Origin of the sequence: Streptomyces sp. MI02-7b, assembly GCF_033793585.1 — a bacterium.
Taxonomy (GTDB): domain Bacteria; phylum Actinomycetota; class Actinomycetes; order Streptomycetales; family Streptomycetaceae; genus Actinacidiphila.
Window position 1 is genome coordinate 269,724 of sequence record NZ_JARAWX010000008.1, and the last position, 15,196, is coordinate 284,919.

General features: G+C 73.0%; 21 protein-coding genes and 1 riboswitch. Of the genes, 14 read left to right on the forward strand and 7 right to left on the reverse strand.

Features of this window, described 5'->3' with window-relative positions:
- Position 1: 1 nt before the first annotated feature.
- Positions 2-304: an urease subunit gamma gene (locus tag PV364_RS16130; RefSeq protein WP_319660671.1), complete on the reverse strand. Its 303-nt coding sequence runs from the start codon at positions 302-304 to the stop codon at positions 2-4.
- A 256-nt stretch (positions 305-560) separates the two neighbouring features.
- Positions 561-854, reverse strand: a complete 294-nt coding sequence (locus PV364_RS16135; protein WP_319660672.1) for a type II toxin-antitoxin system Phd/YefM family antitoxin — start codon at positions 852-854, stop codon at positions 561-563.
- 77 nt (positions 855-931) lie between these two features.
- Between PV364_RS16135 and PV364_RS16140 the strand changes: the two genes are divergently transcribed.
- From PV364_RS16140 to PV364_RS16155, 4 genes are all read left to right on the forward strand, one after another.
- Positions 932-1,573 carry an ATP-dependent Clp protease proteolytic subunit gene (locus PV364_RS16140; protein ID WP_319660673.1) on the forward strand — a complete coding sequence of 214 codons (642 nt, stop codon included), beginning with the start codon at positions 932-934 and terminating at the stop codon, positions 1,571-1,573.
- A 6-nt stretch (positions 1,574-1,579) separates the two neighbouring features.
- Positions 1,580-1,885 (forward strand): hypothetical protein, encoded by a 306-nt coding sequence (locus tag PV364_RS16145; protein ID WP_319660675.1) that lies wholly within the window; start codon positions 1,580-1,582, stop codon positions 1,883-1,885.
- 383 nt (positions 1,886-2,268) lie between these two features.
- A riboswitch (cyclic di-AMP (ydaO/yuaA leader) is annotated at positions 2,269-2,428 on the forward strand.
- Between the two features lie 4 nt (positions 2,429-2,432).
- Positions 2,433-2,906, forward strand: coding sequence for a C40 family peptidase (locus PV364_RS16150; RefSeq protein ID WP_319660677.1), 474 nt, complete (start codon positions 2,433-2,435; stop codon positions 2,904-2,906).
- Positions 2,907-2,979: 73 nt separating this feature from the next.
- Positions 2,980-3,621, forward strand: coding sequence for a GNAT family N-acetyltransferase (locus PV364_RS16155; protein WP_319660678.1), 642 nt, complete (start codon positions 2,980-2,982; stop codon positions 3,619-3,621).
- Positions 3,622-3,626: 5 nt separating this feature from the next.
- Here PV364_RS16155 and PV364_RS16160 read toward each other — a convergent pair whose 3' ends face one another.
- Positions 3,627-4,268, reverse strand: coding sequence for a LysE family translocator (locus tag PV364_RS16160; protein WP_319660679.1), 642 nt, complete (start codon positions 4,266-4,268; stop codon positions 3,627-3,629).
- A gap of 73 nt (positions 4,269-4,341) precedes the next feature.
- Here PV364_RS16160 and PV364_RS16165 point away from each other — a divergent pair, with 73 nt between their 5' ends.
- Positions 4,342-5,307 carry a LysR family transcriptional regulator gene (locus tag PV364_RS16165; protein WP_319660680.1) on the forward strand — a complete coding sequence of 322 codons (966 nt, stop codon included), beginning with the start codon at positions 4,342-4,344 and terminating at the stop codon, positions 5,305-5,307.
- Here PV364_RS16165 and PV364_RS16170 read toward each other — a convergent pair.
- Positions 5,267-5,704 (reverse strand): ATP-binding protein, encoded by a 438-nt coding sequence (locus tag PV364_RS16170; protein ID WP_319660681.1) that lies wholly within the window; start codon positions 5,702-5,704, stop codon positions 5,267-5,269. The two genes, PV364_RS16165 and PV364_RS16170, sit on opposite strands and share 41 nt — an antisense overlap.
- Before the next feature lie 275 nt (positions 5,705-5,979).
- Between PV364_RS16170 and PV364_RS16175 the strand changes: the two genes are divergently transcribed.
- Entirely contained in the window at positions 5,980-6,834 is an 855-nt protein-coding gene (locus PV364_RS16175) for a helix-turn-helix transcriptional regulator (RefSeq protein ID WP_319660682.1), read from the forward strand.
- A gap of 14 nt (positions 6,835-6,848) precedes the next feature.
- A complete protein-coding gene (locus PV364_RS16180) occupies positions 6,849-7,100 on the forward strand; it encodes a DUF397 domain-containing protein (RefSeq protein ID WP_319660683.1) in 252 nt (83 codons plus the stop codon).
- A gap of 2 nt (positions 7,101-7,102) precedes the next feature.
- Here the strand turns inward: PV364_RS16180 and PV364_RS16185 are convergent, their stop codons facing one another.
- Complete coding sequence (locus PV364_RS16185) at positions 7,103-8,251, reverse strand: 8-amino-7-oxononanoate synthase (RefSeq protein ID WP_319660684.1); 1,149 nt, start codon at positions 8,249-8,251, stop codon at positions 7,103-7,105.
- Positions 8,252-8,398: 147 nt separating this feature from the next.
- On the opposite strand from PV364_RS16185, the gene bioB reads away from it, so the two are divergent.
- The 6 genes from bioB (at position 8,399) to PV364_RS16215 (ending at position 13,627) form a co-directional block, all read left to right on the forward strand.
- Entirely contained in the window at positions 8,399-9,610 is a 1,212-nt protein-coding gene (gene bioB / locus PV364_RS16190; protein ID WP_319660685.1) for a biotin synthase BioB, read from the forward strand.
- Positions 9,603-10,904 carry an adenosylmethionine--8-amino-7-oxononanoate transaminase gene (locus PV364_RS16195; protein WP_319660686.1) on the forward strand — a complete coding sequence of 434 codons (1,302 nt, stop codon included), beginning with the start codon at positions 9,603-9,605 and terminating at the stop codon, positions 10,902-10,904. The genes bioB and PV364_RS16195 overlap by 8 nt, the downstream gene beginning before the upstream one ends.
- Entirely contained in the window at positions 10,901-11,626 is a 726-nt protein-coding gene (gene bioD, locus PV364_RS16200) for a dethiobiotin synthase (protein WP_319660687.1), read from the forward strand. The genes PV364_RS16195 and bioD overlap by 4 nt, the downstream gene beginning before the upstream one ends.
- Before the next feature lie 136 nt (positions 11,627-11,762).
- Positions 11,763-12,428: a class I SAM-dependent methyltransferase gene (locus tag PV364_RS16205; RefSeq protein ID WP_319660688.1), complete on the forward strand. Its 666-nt coding sequence runs from the start codon at positions 11,763-11,765 to the stop codon at positions 12,426-12,428.
- 39 nt (positions 12,429-12,467) lie between these two features.
- Positions 12,468-13,028: a TetR/AcrR family transcriptional regulator gene (locus PV364_RS16210; protein WP_319660689.1), complete on the forward strand. Its 561-nt coding sequence runs from the start codon at positions 12,468-12,470 to the stop codon at positions 13,026-13,028.
- Between the two features lie 8 nt (positions 13,029-13,036).
- On the forward strand, positions 13,037-13,627 hold the full coding sequence (locus tag PV364_RS16215; protein ID WP_319660690.1) for a DUF4865 family protein: 591 nt from the start codon (positions 13,037-13,039) through the stop codon (positions 13,625-13,627).
- A 31-nt stretch (positions 13,628-13,658) separates the two neighbouring features.
- Here PV364_RS16215 and PV364_RS16220 read toward each other — a convergent pair whose 3' ends face one another.
- Together PV364_RS16220 and PV364_RS16225 are read right to left on the reverse strand one after the other, a co-directional pair.
- Positions 13,659-14,030 (reverse strand): fic family toxin-antitoxin system, toxin component, encoded by a 372-nt coding sequence (locus tag PV364_RS16220; protein ID WP_319660691.1) that lies wholly within the window; start codon positions 14,028-14,030, stop codon positions 13,659-13,661.
- The gene (locus tag PV364_RS16225) at positions 14,027-14,254 is read right to left on the reverse strand and encodes a toxin-antitoxin system HicB family antitoxin (RefSeq protein WP_319660692.1); all 228 of its coding nucleotides are present in this window, start codon (positions 14,252-14,254) and stop codon (positions 14,027-14,029) included. The genes PV364_RS16220 and PV364_RS16225 overlap by 4 nt, the downstream gene beginning before the upstream one ends.
- A gap of 150 nt (positions 14,255-14,404) precedes the next feature.
- On the opposite strand from PV364_RS16225, the gene PV364_RS16230 reads away from it, so the two are divergent.
- A complete protein-coding gene (locus PV364_RS16230) occupies positions 14,405-15,190 on the forward strand; it encodes an ABC transporter ATP-binding protein (RefSeq protein WP_319660693.1) in 786 nt (261 codons plus the stop codon).
- The last annotated feature ends 6 nt before the right edge of the window (positions 15,191-15,196 follow it).

The window sequence follows — 15,196 nt, forward strand, 5'->3', positions numbered from 1 at the left end:
CCTAGGCGATCGGCTCGTGGACGGTGACGAGCTTGGTGCCGTCCGGGAAGGTGGCCTCGACCTGGACGTCGTGGATCATCTCGGGCACGCCGTCCATGACGTCGTCACGCCCGAGGACCTTGCGACCGGAGGCCATGAGGTCGGCGACGGACCGCCCGTCGCGGGCGCCCTCCAGGATGTGCGAGGTGATCAGGGCGATCGCCTCGGGATGGTTCAGCCTGAGCCCCCGGGCCCGCCTCTTCTCCGCCACGTCGGCGGCGACATGGATGAGCAGGCGTTCTTGCTCATGAGGGGTCAGTTGCATGGCCACACCTCGCAGTCGTCCCGGGTGAGCGGGTCCGCGGGCCGTCCCTGACCTGCGGCTCCGTTCTCCGACAGCCGGAGGTCGCAGGCTAGTTCCGCGTCGTTTCGTCCGCGTTAACTCGCCGCCCCTCGACGGAGGCCCGCCGCCGCGCCGGGCGCCCCGGGCAGCATGCCACGACGTCCCGGGCCCGCCGCGCACGACACGTGCGGACCCCGCCGGCCGGGCCGCGCGGGCGCGGCACGCGGCGGCGTGCCGCTCAGGCTCCGTCGTGGCGGGCGTTCGTCGTGCCGCGGTGCTCGGCGGCGATACCGAAGCGGCGCCGTTCGCCCGTGGCGGACAGCGTGGGGCGCACCGAGGAGACGGTACTGACCACGGCCTCGTCCGCGGCCTCGTCGAGTTCCTGGAGTCGTTGCAGGTCAGCGGCGGAGACGAGGGCGACGAGCGGCTTGCCGTGGCGCGTCACGACGACGCGCTCACCGCCGTAGACGACGCGGTTGATGAGCTCGGCGAGCTCTGCTCTCGCTTGTGTCACGGGGACTTCATGGGCCATGCTCCCCATCATAACGGGATGTACGTCCTGTACATTTTTACCTGAACGGGGACCCGTGCCCCGACGGAGGTGCCGCAATGCTTCGACCGACCGCCCGCTACGTCCTGCCCGAGTTCACCGAGCGCACCAGTGAGGGTGTGCACTCCCTGGATCCGTACTCCAAGCTGCTCCGGGAACGGATCGTGCTGCTGGGCACACCCATCGACGACACGTCCGCCAACGACGTCATCGCCCAGCTGATCCACCTGGAGAGCGCCGCCCCGGAGCAGGACATCTCGCTCTACATCAACTCCCCCGGCGGGTCGCTCACCGCCATGACGGCGATCTACGACACCATGCAGTTCGTCAACTGCGACGTCTCGACGGTGTGCGTCGGCCAGGCCGCGTCGGCCGCGGCCGTGCTGCTGGCGGCCGGGACCCCGGGCAAGCGGCTGGCGACTCCCCACTCGCGGGTACTGATCCATCAGCCCTCCTTCTCGGAGGCCGTCCAGGGCACCACCGCCGACCTCGACATCCAGGCCAGGGAACTGCTGCGCAGTCGTGACCAGTTGGAGGAGCTGCTGGTACGGCACACCGGACGGGACGCGGAGCGGATCCGGGCCGACATCGAGCGCGACATGATCCTCGACGCCCCGTCCGCGCTCGCGTACGGACTGGTGGACCGGCTCACCGTCAGCCGCAAGGGTGACGACGGGACCGGCCCGCGCGCCCTGCGGTGACCGGCCGTGCTGCCCGAACTGCCGCCGCTGCCGGCCCTGACCCGCGCCGAGGGCGAGCTCATCGACACGTATCTGGAGGTCGTGGATCTGCTGGGAAGGATCAACCCCGCCCGCGTCCGGGACACCTACGCAGCGCTGCGGGCTGCCCAGGCCCTGGCGGGGCGGGCGGCGGAGCTGCGTGACGCGCTGGCCACGATGCATCTGCGGGGGGAGAGCGAACTGCACACCACGACGATCGAGCGGGCCCTGCGCGTGCTCGACGGGGAACGGCGTACGCGAATGGTCACCCTCCCTCCCCCGCCGCCTCGCTGAGGGGACGTCACATCGCCGGGGGTTCGGATCACTTCTCCGCGACCGTGTCATGCGCCACCACGGCCCCGACACGAAGTGACACCGAATGGACTCGCCCGATCGTTGTACGCGGCGTCGACGCGCGCTCGGTCCCGACTTGCGCTCCCCGGCCGCACACATCCGGAATCTGACGCTCCATCGCAGGTGTTCGACTGGTTTCGAGTCGTCAGGCGAGGCTCCCGAGACCGGAGTCCACCCGAATAGGTGAGTCGTGAAGAGACTCACATTCGACCGGATGAGCTATGTCCTGACCGGTTCTGTGAGTAACCATCCCTTCGACGACAAGCCCCCGTCATCCGGCGGGGCGGTCCGCGCGGACGCCGAGTCCTGCCGCCGTCGCGGACGCCAGGTCGACACCGAACGCAACGGCAGGAGCGGAGGACCCGAGTACGACGGGACCGGCCCCCGGGCCGATCCCTTGGGGTGAAGCCGCAGCAGCGGCCGGGCATCTTCGCCTGCCCGAACCCGACAGGTCATCCTTCGCAGGCGGACGACGAAGGGTTTGCGCATGATCGCGCCATCAGCCATGTCCGCGGTTCTCTCCCGGCTCGGGGCGGTATCCGCCCTCACGGCGGCTGCCGTTGCCGGCCCCGCGGTCCTTCCGGACATGGCCCAGCACGCCGAGGCCGCGACGATCCGGGCCAAGGCACTGAAGGTCGCGGCCTCGAAGAAGGGCGCTCCCTACCGGTACGGGGCCACCGGCCCCCGCAGCTTCGACTGCTCCGGCCTGACGCTCTACTCGTTCAAGAGGGTGGGCAGGAAGCTGCCTCGCACCGCCGCCGCGCAGTACAACAGCACACGGCACATCCACAGTTCCGACCGCACCAGCGGGGACCTGGTGTTCTTCCACTACGGGAGCAGCATCTACCACGTCGGGATATACGCGGGCCACGGGAGGATCTGGCACTCCCCCAAGCCGGGCGGCAGGGTACGCCTGGAGAAGATCTGGACCCGCAGCGTCTGGTACGGCCGTGTGAAGTGACCGCCCGTCGCGGGGCCCCGGGACGCGCCCACCCGGAGGCCCCGCGGCGTACCGGCCCGCGTAGCGTGGGGCCATGACGCTGCAGCAGCTGATCGCCGATGCCGCCGAGGGTGTCCTCCCGCCCCCCGACGGCTCGGTGACGGTCCTGCCGCAGCCCTCGGCACGCGACGCGGGCGTCCTCGCCTTCACGGCCCACACCGTGGTCTTCGCCGATGCCGACCCCGGCCGCGTCCGCGAACTGCTGCCGCCCGGCGACCTGTCGGCGCCGCTCAACCCGCCGTTCCTGACCGCCCTGGGCGGGCTGCTCGGGCGCCGGGTGAACGGCATCGACCTGCTGGCGACGGCCGCCGCCCTGCCCGGTCCGCCACCCGGCCCCCCGCTGGCCCTGCGGGAGACCGCGGGGCGCGAGCACCCTCGCGCGGCGCGGGCACTGGCGCACCGGGACGAGGTGCGCGTGTGGACGGTCCCGGGCGGCACCGTGCTCATCGGGCGCGGGGTGGCGGGCCGGTGGGAGATGGCGGTCGAGGTCGAGCCCGCGGCGCGCGGAGCCGGGCTCGGCCGACGGCTGGCCCTGGAGGCACGCCGCCTCGTCCCGGACGGCGGGACGCTGTGGGCCCAGATCGCCCCGGGCAACGCGGCGAGCGTGCGCGCGCTCCTGGCGGCGGGTTTCACACCCATCGGCGCGGAGGCACTGCTGGTGCCCGCTCACGACTGAACGCCTCAGGGCCGCACCCCGGTCAGCAGCACCGCGCCCAGCGCCACCAGCATGCCGCCGCTGACCCCCCGCACCCAGCTCGCCGCCGCGGGCCTGCGCAGCCAGGTGCCGAGCCCGTCGACCAGGAGCGCCACCCCGGGGAACCAGACCAGCGCCATGGCCACCACGATCGCGCTCAGCAGCAGGGTGCGGGGAACGGCGGGCTGCCCGGCCGGGACGAACTGCGGAAGCAGACTGAGGAAGAGCACCGGCGCCTTCGGGTTGAGTGCGTTGGTCAGGAAGCCCTGCCGCAGCCCGCGCACGACCCCGCGGCCGGGGTCCTGGTCGCCGCCGGCCGCGCCGTCCGCCGCGCCGGAGCGGCCGCGGCGCACCGCCGCCACGACCGCGCGCGACCCCAGGAAGAGCAGATAGGCACCGCCCAGCAGCTGCACGGTCCGGAACAGCGCGGGCACCGCCACCAGCACCGCGGCGAGCCCCGCGACCGCGAGGGCGGTGTGCACGAGCAGCCCGCCGGCGATCCCCACACCGGTGGCGACCCCGGTCCGGCGGGATCCGAGCGCGTTGCGCACGACCACGGCGAAGTCGGCGCCCGGCATCACGACCATGCCGGCCGCCACCCCGCAGAAGGCGATGAGATGTGCGTCCATGCCTGCCAGCGTGGGGCCCCGGGACCCTTAGTGTGTATGTGCAATCTTGAGGGCCAGTCCAAAGGAATGCTTAATGTTCGACTCCACCCGTCTCGCCGGGCTGGTCGCGGTGGCCGAGGCCGGATCGATCACCCGGGCCGCCGCGCGCCTCGGCTACACCGCGCCGGCGCTCTCTCAGCAGCTGGCCAAGCTGGAACGGGAGGCCGGCGCCGAGCTGCTGGTCCGGACACACCGCGGCGCGCGGCTCACGGCGGCGGGCGAGGTGCTGGTCGCGCACGCCCGACGGGCGCTGGACGAGATGGACCGGGCCCGGCTGGAACTGTCGCAGTTGCGCGGGCTGTCCGGGGGCCGGCTGCGCATCGGCACGTTCACGACGGCGGGCATCCATCTGCTGCCGCCCGTACTCACCGCCTTCCGCCGCGAACACCCGGAGGTGGAGCTGCGCGTCGCCGAGTACGAGCCGCCGGCCGGGGTGGCCGCCGTCGCCGCCGGGGACGCGGACCTCGCGCTGACCCATGTCTACGAGGGGGGACCGGATCCGGCACCGCCCCCCGGCGTCACGGTGGAGCCGCTCCTCGTGGAGGACCTGGTCCTCGTGACGTCCCCCGGGCACGCGCTGGCCGCCGCGCCCGGCCCGATGCGCTGGGCCGAGCTCGCGGGCCAGCCGCTGGTGAGCAGCGCACCCGACTACCCGAACCGGCAGGCGATGGAGGCGGCGCTGCGGGCCGCGGGCGTGCGCCCGGTCGTGGTGTGCGAGACCCCCGCCTACGTGACGGTGTGCGCACTGGTCAGTGCGGGGCTCGGGATGGGTCTGGTGCCCAGGATGATGGCGGAGTCCTCGGTGGTGCCGCTCGGGGTGCGTGCGCTCGCGGCACCCGGTATCCACCGGACGATCGCGCTCGCGAGCCGCGGTGACGACACGTCACCCGGCGTCCGCACCCTGCGCGCCCTGCTGCTGGGAACCTACCGGCGCCCCGCGACGACGCCGGGCGCGGCGCTCACTCCACCGGGGCGGCCGCGGCCACCCACGGAAGGGTGATCCAGACGGTCTTGCCGCCCTCGACGGTAGGGGTGACATGGAGCCGGCCGCCGGCCTCGGCGGTGAGGTGCCGGATGATCACCATGCCGCGGCCGTTGTCCTGCTGGACGGCGGCCGGCAGCCGCTGGGGCCAGCGCGGGTGGCTGTCGGTGACCCCGATCCGCAACTGCTCGTCGCGGTCGAGCTGGACGTCGAGGGTGAAGGTCGGCGACTGGCCGAGGGTGTGCAGGACGGCATTGGTGGCGAGTTCGGAGACGATGAGCCGGACGGCGTCGGCGGGCGACGAGTCCTCCGCCATCCCCCACTCCACCAACAGGTCGCACACGTAACGACGGGCCGCGGGTACCGAGGCAGGGTCGCTCGGCAGGGTGACGGATACTTCCTGATGGTCTGCCATGGCGACGCTGTCCCTTTCCCGCCGTGACCGGGACTCCGGCGCACGCCTGTCCGGGCCGCGCGCCCGGCCGCCGGTGGTCCGTACTTCCCGTACGGTGCGCACCGGCTTCCACGCGCCAGAGTGCCACCCATCGTGCCGTTAAACAGGGGCCACCACAGCTATATGCATATATCTGTCGCCCAAAGCGGTGAACTCTGCTACGAGAGAACGTATTTGCGCGGCAGACTTCGCCCGGGGACCGGCGGGGCATGCCGGGAACCAGGAGGTACACAGTCATGCAGCAGGTGCCGGCGGTCCGCCGCCGCAAGATCGGCTCCGAATTGCGCCGTCTCAGGGACACGGCCGGCCTGACGAGCGGAGAGGTCGCCCTCCGCGTGGGCTGGCATCAGTCCAAGGTGAGCCGCATCGAGACCGGCCGCAGCGGCGTGCGCCCGGAGGACGTGACCGCACTGCTGGACGCGTACGGCGTCCGCGACCAGCGGCTGCGCGACATGCTGGCTGCGCTGGCCGGCGGTGAGGGCGTCCGGCGCGGCTGGTGGCACGAGTACCGGGAGGAACTCCCGTCCGCGTACCGGGACTTCATCAGTCTGGAGACCGACGCCTGCCGGGCCCGCACCCTGGAGACCACCGTGGTGCCGGGGCTGCTGCAGACCCCGGACTACGCCCGCGAGCTGACCCGTTCGGTGCTGCCCCAGCTCGGCCCGCGGCAGGTCGCGACGCTGGTCGACGTGCGCATGGCGCGGCAGGCGGTGCTCCGCGGGTCACCGCCGCTGGAGCTGTGGGCCGTGCTCGACGAGGCGGTGCTGCGACGCAGTGTGGGGGGCCCGGAAGTGATGGCGGCGCAATTAAGCCATCTTGTGGAGCTCGGTTCCCTGCCCCATGTGCATCTGCAGGTGCTGCCTTTCTCGGCCGGTGGCCATATCGGCGTCACGGGGCCTTTCGTCATCTTCTCGTTTCCGCGCATTGCTGATCTGGATGTTGTCGTTCTCGACCAGTTGACGAGTAGTCTCTATCTGGATCAGAAAGAGGACATCAGGGCGTACGGTGCCGCCTTCAACAGATTGCGCTCCCACGCCCTGTCGAGTGAACAGTCGCTGTCCTTCATCACCGGCATCGGCAAAGGCGCGTAAGGAGGCACACCCCCATGTCCAGCGCACTGCCTCAGTACGTTTCCTCCAGTGCGTCCCTCTTCGGCGTGAATTGGCGACGCAGCAGCTACAGCACGGCGGCGAACAACTGCGTCGAGACGGCCCTGCTCCCCTCCGGGCCGCTCTCGGGACAGCTCGCCGTCCGCGACTCCAAGGATGTGCGCGGCCCGGCCCTGCTCTTCTCCCCCACCGAGTGGAACGCGTTCCTGGACGCGGTGCGCACAGGAACCCTCACCGAGCGCCCCTGAGCTCAGCGGCGTGGCGGCGCCGTACGGACGATGGTCCCGACGGCGTCGCCGATCTCCCGGTCGGTCAGGTCGGCGCGGGCGGTGAGCCGCAGACGGGAGATCCCGTCCGGCACCGACGGAGGCCGGAAACACCCCACACCGAGCCCCGCCTCCCGGCAGTCCGCGGCCCATTGCACGGCCGCCTCCGGCGAGGGCGCCCGCACCGACACCACGCACGCGTCCGGCGCGGTGGTCTCCAGCCCCGCAGCCGCCAGTCGTTCGTACAGCTCACGGGCCACCTCACGGGCCCGCGCGGCGCGGTCCGGCTCCCGGCGCAGCAGCCGCAGCGCCCCCAGCGCGGCGCCCGTGGCCGCCGGGGCGAGGCCGGTGTCGAAGATGAACGTCCGTGCCGCGTTGACCAGATGCCCGATGACCCGGGCCGGGCCGAGCACCACGCCGCCCTGGCTGCCCAGCGACTTGGACAGCGTGGCCGTGCACACCAGCCCCGGGGCCCCGGCCAGCCCGGCGGCCGCCGTCGCGCCCCGGCCACCGTCCCCGAGGACGCCGAGCCCGTGCGCGTCGTCGACCAGGAGCGCGGCCCCCGCCTCGGCGCAGGCCGCGGCCAGTTCACCGAGCGGGGCGGCGTCGCCGTCCACCGAGAAGACCGAGTCGGTGACGGTCACGGCCGGGCCGTCGTGCCCTGACAGCGCCTTGCGCACGGCCTCGGGGTCGGCGTGGGCGACGACCTCGGTGGATGCCCGGGAGAGCCGGCAGCCGTCGATGAGGGAGGCGTGGTTGCCCGCGTCGGAGACGATCAGGGTGCCCGGCTCGGTGGTCAGCGCGGTCACCGCGGCGAGATTGGCGGCGTACCCCGAGGCCAGCACCAGGGCCGCCTCGAAGCCGCAGAACGCGGCGAGTTCGGCCTCCAGCTCCGCGTGCAGTTCGGTGCTGCCGGTCACCAGCCGTGAGCCGGTCGACCCGGCGCCCCAGCGCAGGCACGCATCGGCACCCGCACGGGTGACCTCCGGGTGCCGGGCCAGGCCCAGGTAGTCGTTGGAGGCGAGGTCGAGCAGCGGCGACCGCGCGGGGCGGGGCCGCAGGGTGCGCACCAGCCCCGCGGCGCCGCGCCGTTCGGCGTGCGCGTCGATCCAGTCGAACGGGTCGCGGGCCATGGTCGTCCCCGGGGTCGTCGTGAGGTCTCTGCAGCACCGTAGTGTGCCCTGCCGGTTCGCACGGTGTGGTGATCCACACACCCTGCGCGAGCGGTCTTGTGGGGTGCCTCATTGGCTCCGGGTCGCCGCGTGCGTCAGGATCACGGCATGGATCTGCTCAATGGGTTGGTGGAGAAGGGGCTGCGCCGCGAGCTGCCCACACGCGAGGAGGCCCTCGCCGTGCTGGTCACCTCCGACGACGAGCTGCTCGACGTGGTGGCCGCGGCCGGCAAGGTGCGCCGGGCCTGGTTCGGGCGCCGCGTGAAGCTGAACTACCTGGTCAATCTCAAGTCGGGGCTGTGCCCCGAGGACTGCTCGTACTGCTCGCAGCGGCTGGGTTCCGAGGCCGGTGTCCTCAAGTACACCTGGCTGAAGCCCGAACAGGCGGCGGCCGCCGCGGCGGCGGGGGTCGCGGGCGGCGCCAAGCGGGTGTGCCTGGTGGCCAGCGGGCGCGGACCGACCGACCGCGACGTGGACCGGGTCTCGAAGACCATCGAAGCCATCAAGGAGCAGAACGAGGGCGTGGAGGTCTGCGCCTGCCTCGGCCTGCTCTCCGAGGGGCAGGCCGGCCGGCTGCGCGGCGCGGGCGCCGACGCGTACAACCACAACCTCAACACCTCCGAGGCGACCTACGGGGACATCACCACCACGCACACCTACGCCGACCGGGTCGACACGGTGCAGCAGGCCCAGGCGGCGGGCCTGTCCGCCTGCTCCGGCCTGATCGCGGGCATGGGCGAGAGCGACGAGGACCTGGTCGACGTCGTGTTCGCGCTGCGGGAGCTGGACCCCGACTCGGTCCCCGTCAACTTCCTCATCCCGTTCGAGGGCACGCCGCTGGCCAAGGAGTGGAACCTCACCCCCCAGCGGTGCCTGCGCATCCTCGCGATGGTGCGCTTCGTCTGCCCCGACGTGGAGGTCCGCATCGCGGGCGGCCGCGAGGTGCACCTGCGCACCATGCAGCCGCTGGCGCTGCACCTGGCCAACTCCATCTTCCTGGGCGACTACCTCACCAGTGAGGGCCAGGCGGGTCAGGCCGACCTCGACATGATCGCGGACGCCGGCTTCGAGGTGGAGGGCGCCGGCACGGTCACCCTCCCCCAGCACCGCGCCGACGTCGCGGACGCGCGGGCGGGTGCCGGATGCGGCTCGCACAGCGACGGCTGCGGCTCGCACGACGCCGGGGAGGGCGGTTGCGGCCCCTGCGGCGGACACGGCGACGCCGCCCCGGTCCCGGCGGGCACCGCGGGTGCCCCGCGCACGGACCTGGTGGCGGTGCGCCGTCGCGGCACCGGGACGGACCTGCCGCCCAATGCCTGAACCGCTCACCGCGGGCGAGCTCCTGGCACTGGACCGGGAGCACGTCTGGCATCCGTACGGGCCCATGCCGGGCCGTCAGGACCCGCTCGTCGTCGAGTCCGCCGCCGGGGTCCGGCTGCGGCTCGCCGAACCGGTCGAGGGCGTGACCGAACTCGTGGACGGCATGTCCTCCTGGTGGTCGGCGATCCACGGCTACAACCACCCGGTGCTCAACGAGGCGGCGCGCGGCCAGCTGGACCGCATGAGCCACGTCATGTTCGGCGGGCTCACGCACGAGCCCGCCGTCCGGCTCGCCGCCCGCCTGGTGGAGATCACCCCGGAGCCGCTGCGGCACGTCTTCCTCGCCGACTCCGGCTCCGTGTCGGTCGAGGTCGCCGTCAAGATGTGCCTGCAGTACTGGCGCTCCCTCGGCCGGCCCGCCAAGCAGCGCCTGATGACCTGGCGCGGCGGCTACCACGGCGACACCTGGCAGCCGATGTCCGTGTGCGACCCCGAGGGCGGCATGCACGGGCTGTGGTCGGGGGTGCTGCCCCGTCAGGTCTTCGCCGACGCGCCACCGGCCGAGTACGACGACGCGTACGCCCGCCATCTGCGGGAGAGAGTCGCCCGCCACGCGCACGAACTCGCCGCGGTCGTCGTGGAGCCGGTGGTGCAGGGCGCGGGCGGCATGTCCTTCCACCCGCCGGCCTATCTGCGGGTGCTGCGCGAGGCCTGCGACGAGCACGACGTGCTGCTCGTGTTCGACGAGATCGCCACCGGCTTCGGCCGGACCGGCACGCTCTTCGCCGCCGAGCAGGCGGGCGTCTCCCCCGACGTGATGTGCGTCGGCAAGGCCCTCACGGGCGGCTATCTGACCATGGCCGCGACCCTGTGCACCGCCCGGGTCGCCGACGGCATCTCCCGGGGCGAGGTCCCCGTCCTCGCCCACGGCCCCACCTTCATGGGCAACCCGCTGGCCGCGGCCGTCGCCTGCGCCTCGATCGACCTGCTGCTCGGGCAGGACTGGGCCCAGGAGGTCAAGCGCATCGAGGCCGGACTGCGGGACGGGCTGGCGCCGGCCGCCGCCCTCCCGGGAGTGCGGGACGTACGGGTGCTGGGCGCGATCGGGGTCGTCCAGCTCGACACCCCCCTCGACGCTGCTGCCATGGCGGCCGCCTCGCGGGCCGCCGTCCGCGGGGGGGTATGGTTGCGGCCGTTCCGGGACTTGATCTACACGATGCCCCCGTACGTGACGGGGGACGAGGACGTCGCGCGCATCTGCGCGGCGGTGTGCGCGGCAGCGGAGGCGGCATGACGGTGTTGTTCGTGACCGGTACGGGCACGGAGATCGGCAAGACGGTGGTCTCGGCGGCCATCGCGGCGACCTCGCTCGCGGTGGGCTTCAGCGTCGCCTACCTCAAGCCCGCCCAGACCGGCCTCGGTCCCGACGAGCCGGGCGACGCCGCGGAGGTGACGCGGCTGGCCGGGCACGAGCTCACCGGCGTCGAACTCGTCCGCTACCCCGACCCCCTGGCCCCGGCCACGGCGGCCCGGCGCGCCGGCATGCCGTCCGTGGGCCCGGGTGAGATCGCCGAGGCCGCCGCGAAGCTCGCGGCCGTCCACGACATCGTCCTGGTCGAGGGCGCGGGCGGGCTCCTGGTCCGGTTCGACCAGGACGGCTCCACGCTCGCGGACGCGGCGAAGATGCTGGGTTCACCGGTCCTCGTCGTCGCGCCCGCCGGGCTCGGGACGCTCAACACGGCCGCCCTCACGGCGGAGGCGCTGCGGGCCCGCGCACTGGCCTGCGCCGGTTTCGTCATCGGCAGTTGGCCGGGCGACCCGGACCTGGCGGCCCGCAGCAACCTCGCCGACCTCCCGGACTGCACCGGAGCACCGCTGATCGGCGCCGTCCCCGCAGGGGCCGCGGCGCTCTCGCCGGACGCCTTCCGGGAGGCCGCGCCGGGCTGGCTCGCGCCCCGCATCGGCGGCCTCTGGGACGTCGACGCCTTCACGGCGATCTGGTCCTCCATCATCTGACGGCTCGAACGGCCGTCCGGCGGCGGCCGAACCGCGAGCCGGAACTGCGCACCACGAGGCATGGCGGGCCCGCCCCGGCGGCAGAATCCGGAAGAGGGGGGCACGACGAGGCGTACTCGACAAGAAGGGGCCTGCCATGCCCATCCGTTCCAGCGTGATGCGCGAGCCCGTCCACCACCCGCTGTTCGCCCGCTTCTACGCCCGCTGCGCCCGGGGCGCCGAGACCCGTATGGGCCTGGCGGAGCTGCGGGGGGAACTCCTGGCCGGGCTGTCCGGCCGGGTGATCGAGATCGGTGCCGGCCCGGGACTGAACTTCCGTCACTATCCGCGCACGGTGGCGGAAGTCGTGGCCATCGAACCCGAACGGCATCTGCGCCGGCTGGCCGTGGACGAGGCGCAGCGTGCGCAGGTGCCGGTGGACGTGGTGCCGGGCGTCGCGGAGGCCCTGCCGGTCAAGAGCGAGGGTTTCGACGCCGCGGTGTCCTCACTGGTGATGTGCTCGGTGCGGGATCCGGCGCGGGCGCTCGGCGAGTTGCTGCGCGTGCTGCGGCCGGGCGGTGAACTGCGGCTGCTGGAACACTGCCGGGCCCCGGGCCGCGGCGGGGCGGCGGTGCAGTGGGTGGCGGACCACACGTTCTGGCCTCTGCTGTTCGGGGGCTGCCGCACGGGACGGGACACTCCGGCGGCGGTGCAGGCGAGCGGCTTCGAGCTGCTGGAGCTGCGCCGCCTGCGCGTCCCGGAGCACGGGCTCCAGGTGCCGAGTTCACCGCATGTACTGGCCACGGCGCGCCGCCCGGGCTGATCTTGCCCGCTGTACCTACCGGTATGTACAGTCACCCGCGTGGACACCCCCGACCGGTTGATCGAGAGCACCCGCGCGCTGCTGTGGGAACGCGGCTACGTCGGCACCAGCCCCAAGGCCATCCAGCAGCGCTCAGGTGTCGGCCAGGGGAGCATGTACCACCACTTCTCCGGCAAGCCCGATCTCGCGCTCGCCGCGGTACGGCGCACCGCCGCGGAGATGCGCGCTGCGGCCGAGGAGCAGCTCGCCGGGCCCGGGACGGCGGTCGAGCGGATCACCCGCTATCTGCGGCGCGAGCGCGAGGTGCTACGCGGCTGCCCGGTGGGCGGGCTCACCCAGGACCCGGAGATCGTCACCAGCCCGGCGCTGCGCGCTCCGGTGGACGAGACCTTCGAGTGGCTGCGCGGCCGGATCGCCGACGTGCTCGCGGGCGGCCAGGCACGCGGCGAGATCGCCCCCGGGCTCGACCCCGACGACATCGCCGCGACCGTCGTCGCCGTCCTCCAGGGCGGCTACGTGCTGGCCCGCGCGGCCGGCTCGGCCGCGCCCTTCGACCAGGCCGTCAGCGGAGTGCTGGCGCTGCTGTCGCATCACTCCTAGGCGGTTCCGTGTACGCGATGCAGTACGAGATCACCCTGCCCGCCGACTACGACATGGGGATCATCCATGACCGGGTGGCCGCCCGCGGCGGTCTCACCGACGCGTACGAGGGCCTGGGGTTCAAGGCCTATCTCGTGCGGGAGCGCGGCGCCGACGGCTCGCCGGTCAACCAGTACGCCCCCTTCTACCTCTGGGGCGACACCGGCGGGATGAACCGCTTCCTGTGGGGCGGCGGCGGCTTCGGGGGCATCGTCGGCGATTTCGGCCGCCCGTCCGTGCACCACTGGACCGGTGCCGCCTTCCGCCCCGGCCCTGCCCACGGCTCCGCGCCCCGGGCGGCGAGCCGCCTGCGCGAGCCCCTGCCGGCGGGCGCCGACCCCCGCGAGCCGGTGGCCCGCGCGCTGGAGCGCTGGCAGGAGCGTTCCGCCGCCCCGGGCGTGCACGCGACCGTGCTCGCGGTCGACCCGCGGCACTGGGAGATCGTCCATCTCACCTTGTGGGCGGAGCCGGCGGTCGGCGACGACCCCGACCGCTACACGCTGCTCCACCTGTCGGCGCCGCACTGGGACCAACTCCCCGTGGGCGTCCGGTGGCCGTAGCCGCGGGACCGACCGGCGCCCGGCGACCCCTTCACAGGCTCCAGCCGCGCAGCACCTCGGCGATCTCCAGCACGTCGGCCGTGCCGCCCTTGACCAGCCGGGCCAGCTCGCGCACCCGCTCCGGCGAGGTGGCGACCTTGAGCCCGCTCGCGACCAGATAGGCGTAGGCCACGGCCGAGGCGAACATGACGTTGGACCGCTCCAGGGCGGGGACGTGCACCAGCAACTGCATGAGGGACGCGGCGCACTCGTAGGTGTCTGCGTACACGGGCACGCCGAATATCTCGGCCTGGTGCCGGCTGACGGCGGCGACCAGCGCGCCCCAGTCGGCGACCTGGGGGTCACCGGGGGTGTTGTGCTCGGCGACCATGAGCAGCCAGGCGAGATCGATCCGCAGGGTCAACGACGGCCTTCGTGCTCCGCGCCGAACTCCTCGGCGAAGACGGACTCGTACTGCTTCATGAAGTCGGCCGCCGCCTCGACGAAAGTGCGGCCGTTCTCGCCCGCGTCCTGCTGGACGAGTTCCTCTATGTAGCGGTTCACACTGATCCCCCGCTGCGCGGCCCGTTCCCGGGCGGTCGCGGCGGTGGTCTCGTCGACCCGCACGTTCAACTGGGTCTTGGCCATACCATCAGGCTAGCGCCGATGCGCTAGCAGTGACAAGTGCCCCTTACACGCGCGATCCGGAGCCCGACCCCCGGACGATGCACGCGCGCTCGCGACGACCTACTCTCGCCCCATACGACAGCACGCACATCGGCATGATGGGGGACAAGCGTGTCGACACCGGCCACAACAGGCACAGAGGACACCGTGACGGGCGCCGAGGTGGCGGCCCGGTCCCTGGCACTGACGAAGGCGTACGGAACGGGCGAGACCCGCGTGGTGGCACTGGACGCGGTGGACGTGGACATCCGGCGGGGCCGGTTCACCGCCGTCATGGGGCCGTCGGGCTCCGGCAAGTCAACCCTGATGCACTGCCTGGCGGGGCTGGACTCCGTCACCTCCGGGCAGGTGTGGATCGGCGACACCGAGATCACGCGGCTGGGCGAACGGCAGCTGACGCGTCTGCGCCGGGACCAGGTCGGCTTCGTCTTCCAGGCCTTCAACCTGCTGCCGACGCTGACCGCGGCGGAGAACATCACGCTGCCGATGGACATCGCCGGCCGCAGGCCCGACCAGGAGTGGCTGGACCGCGTCATCGACACCCTCGGCCTGCGCGACCGGCTGCGGCACCGCCCGTCGCAGCTGTCCGGCGGCCAGCAGCAGCGTGTCGCGTGCGCACGCGCGCTCGCGTCCCGCCCGCAGCTGATCTTCGCCGACGAGCCCACCGGCAACCTGGACTCCCAGTCCGGCGCGGAGGTGCTGCGCTTCCTGCGGGAGGCCGTGGACCGGCTGGGCCAGACCGTGGTGATGGTGACCCACGACCCCACCGCGGCCGCGCACTCGGACCTGGTGCTCTTCCTCAACGACGGGCGCATCGTCGACGAGCTGTCCCGGCCCTCGGCCGAGGGCGTGCTGGAGCGGCTCAAGCGCTTCGACGCGCTGCGGAAGCAGGGTTAGGCCCCT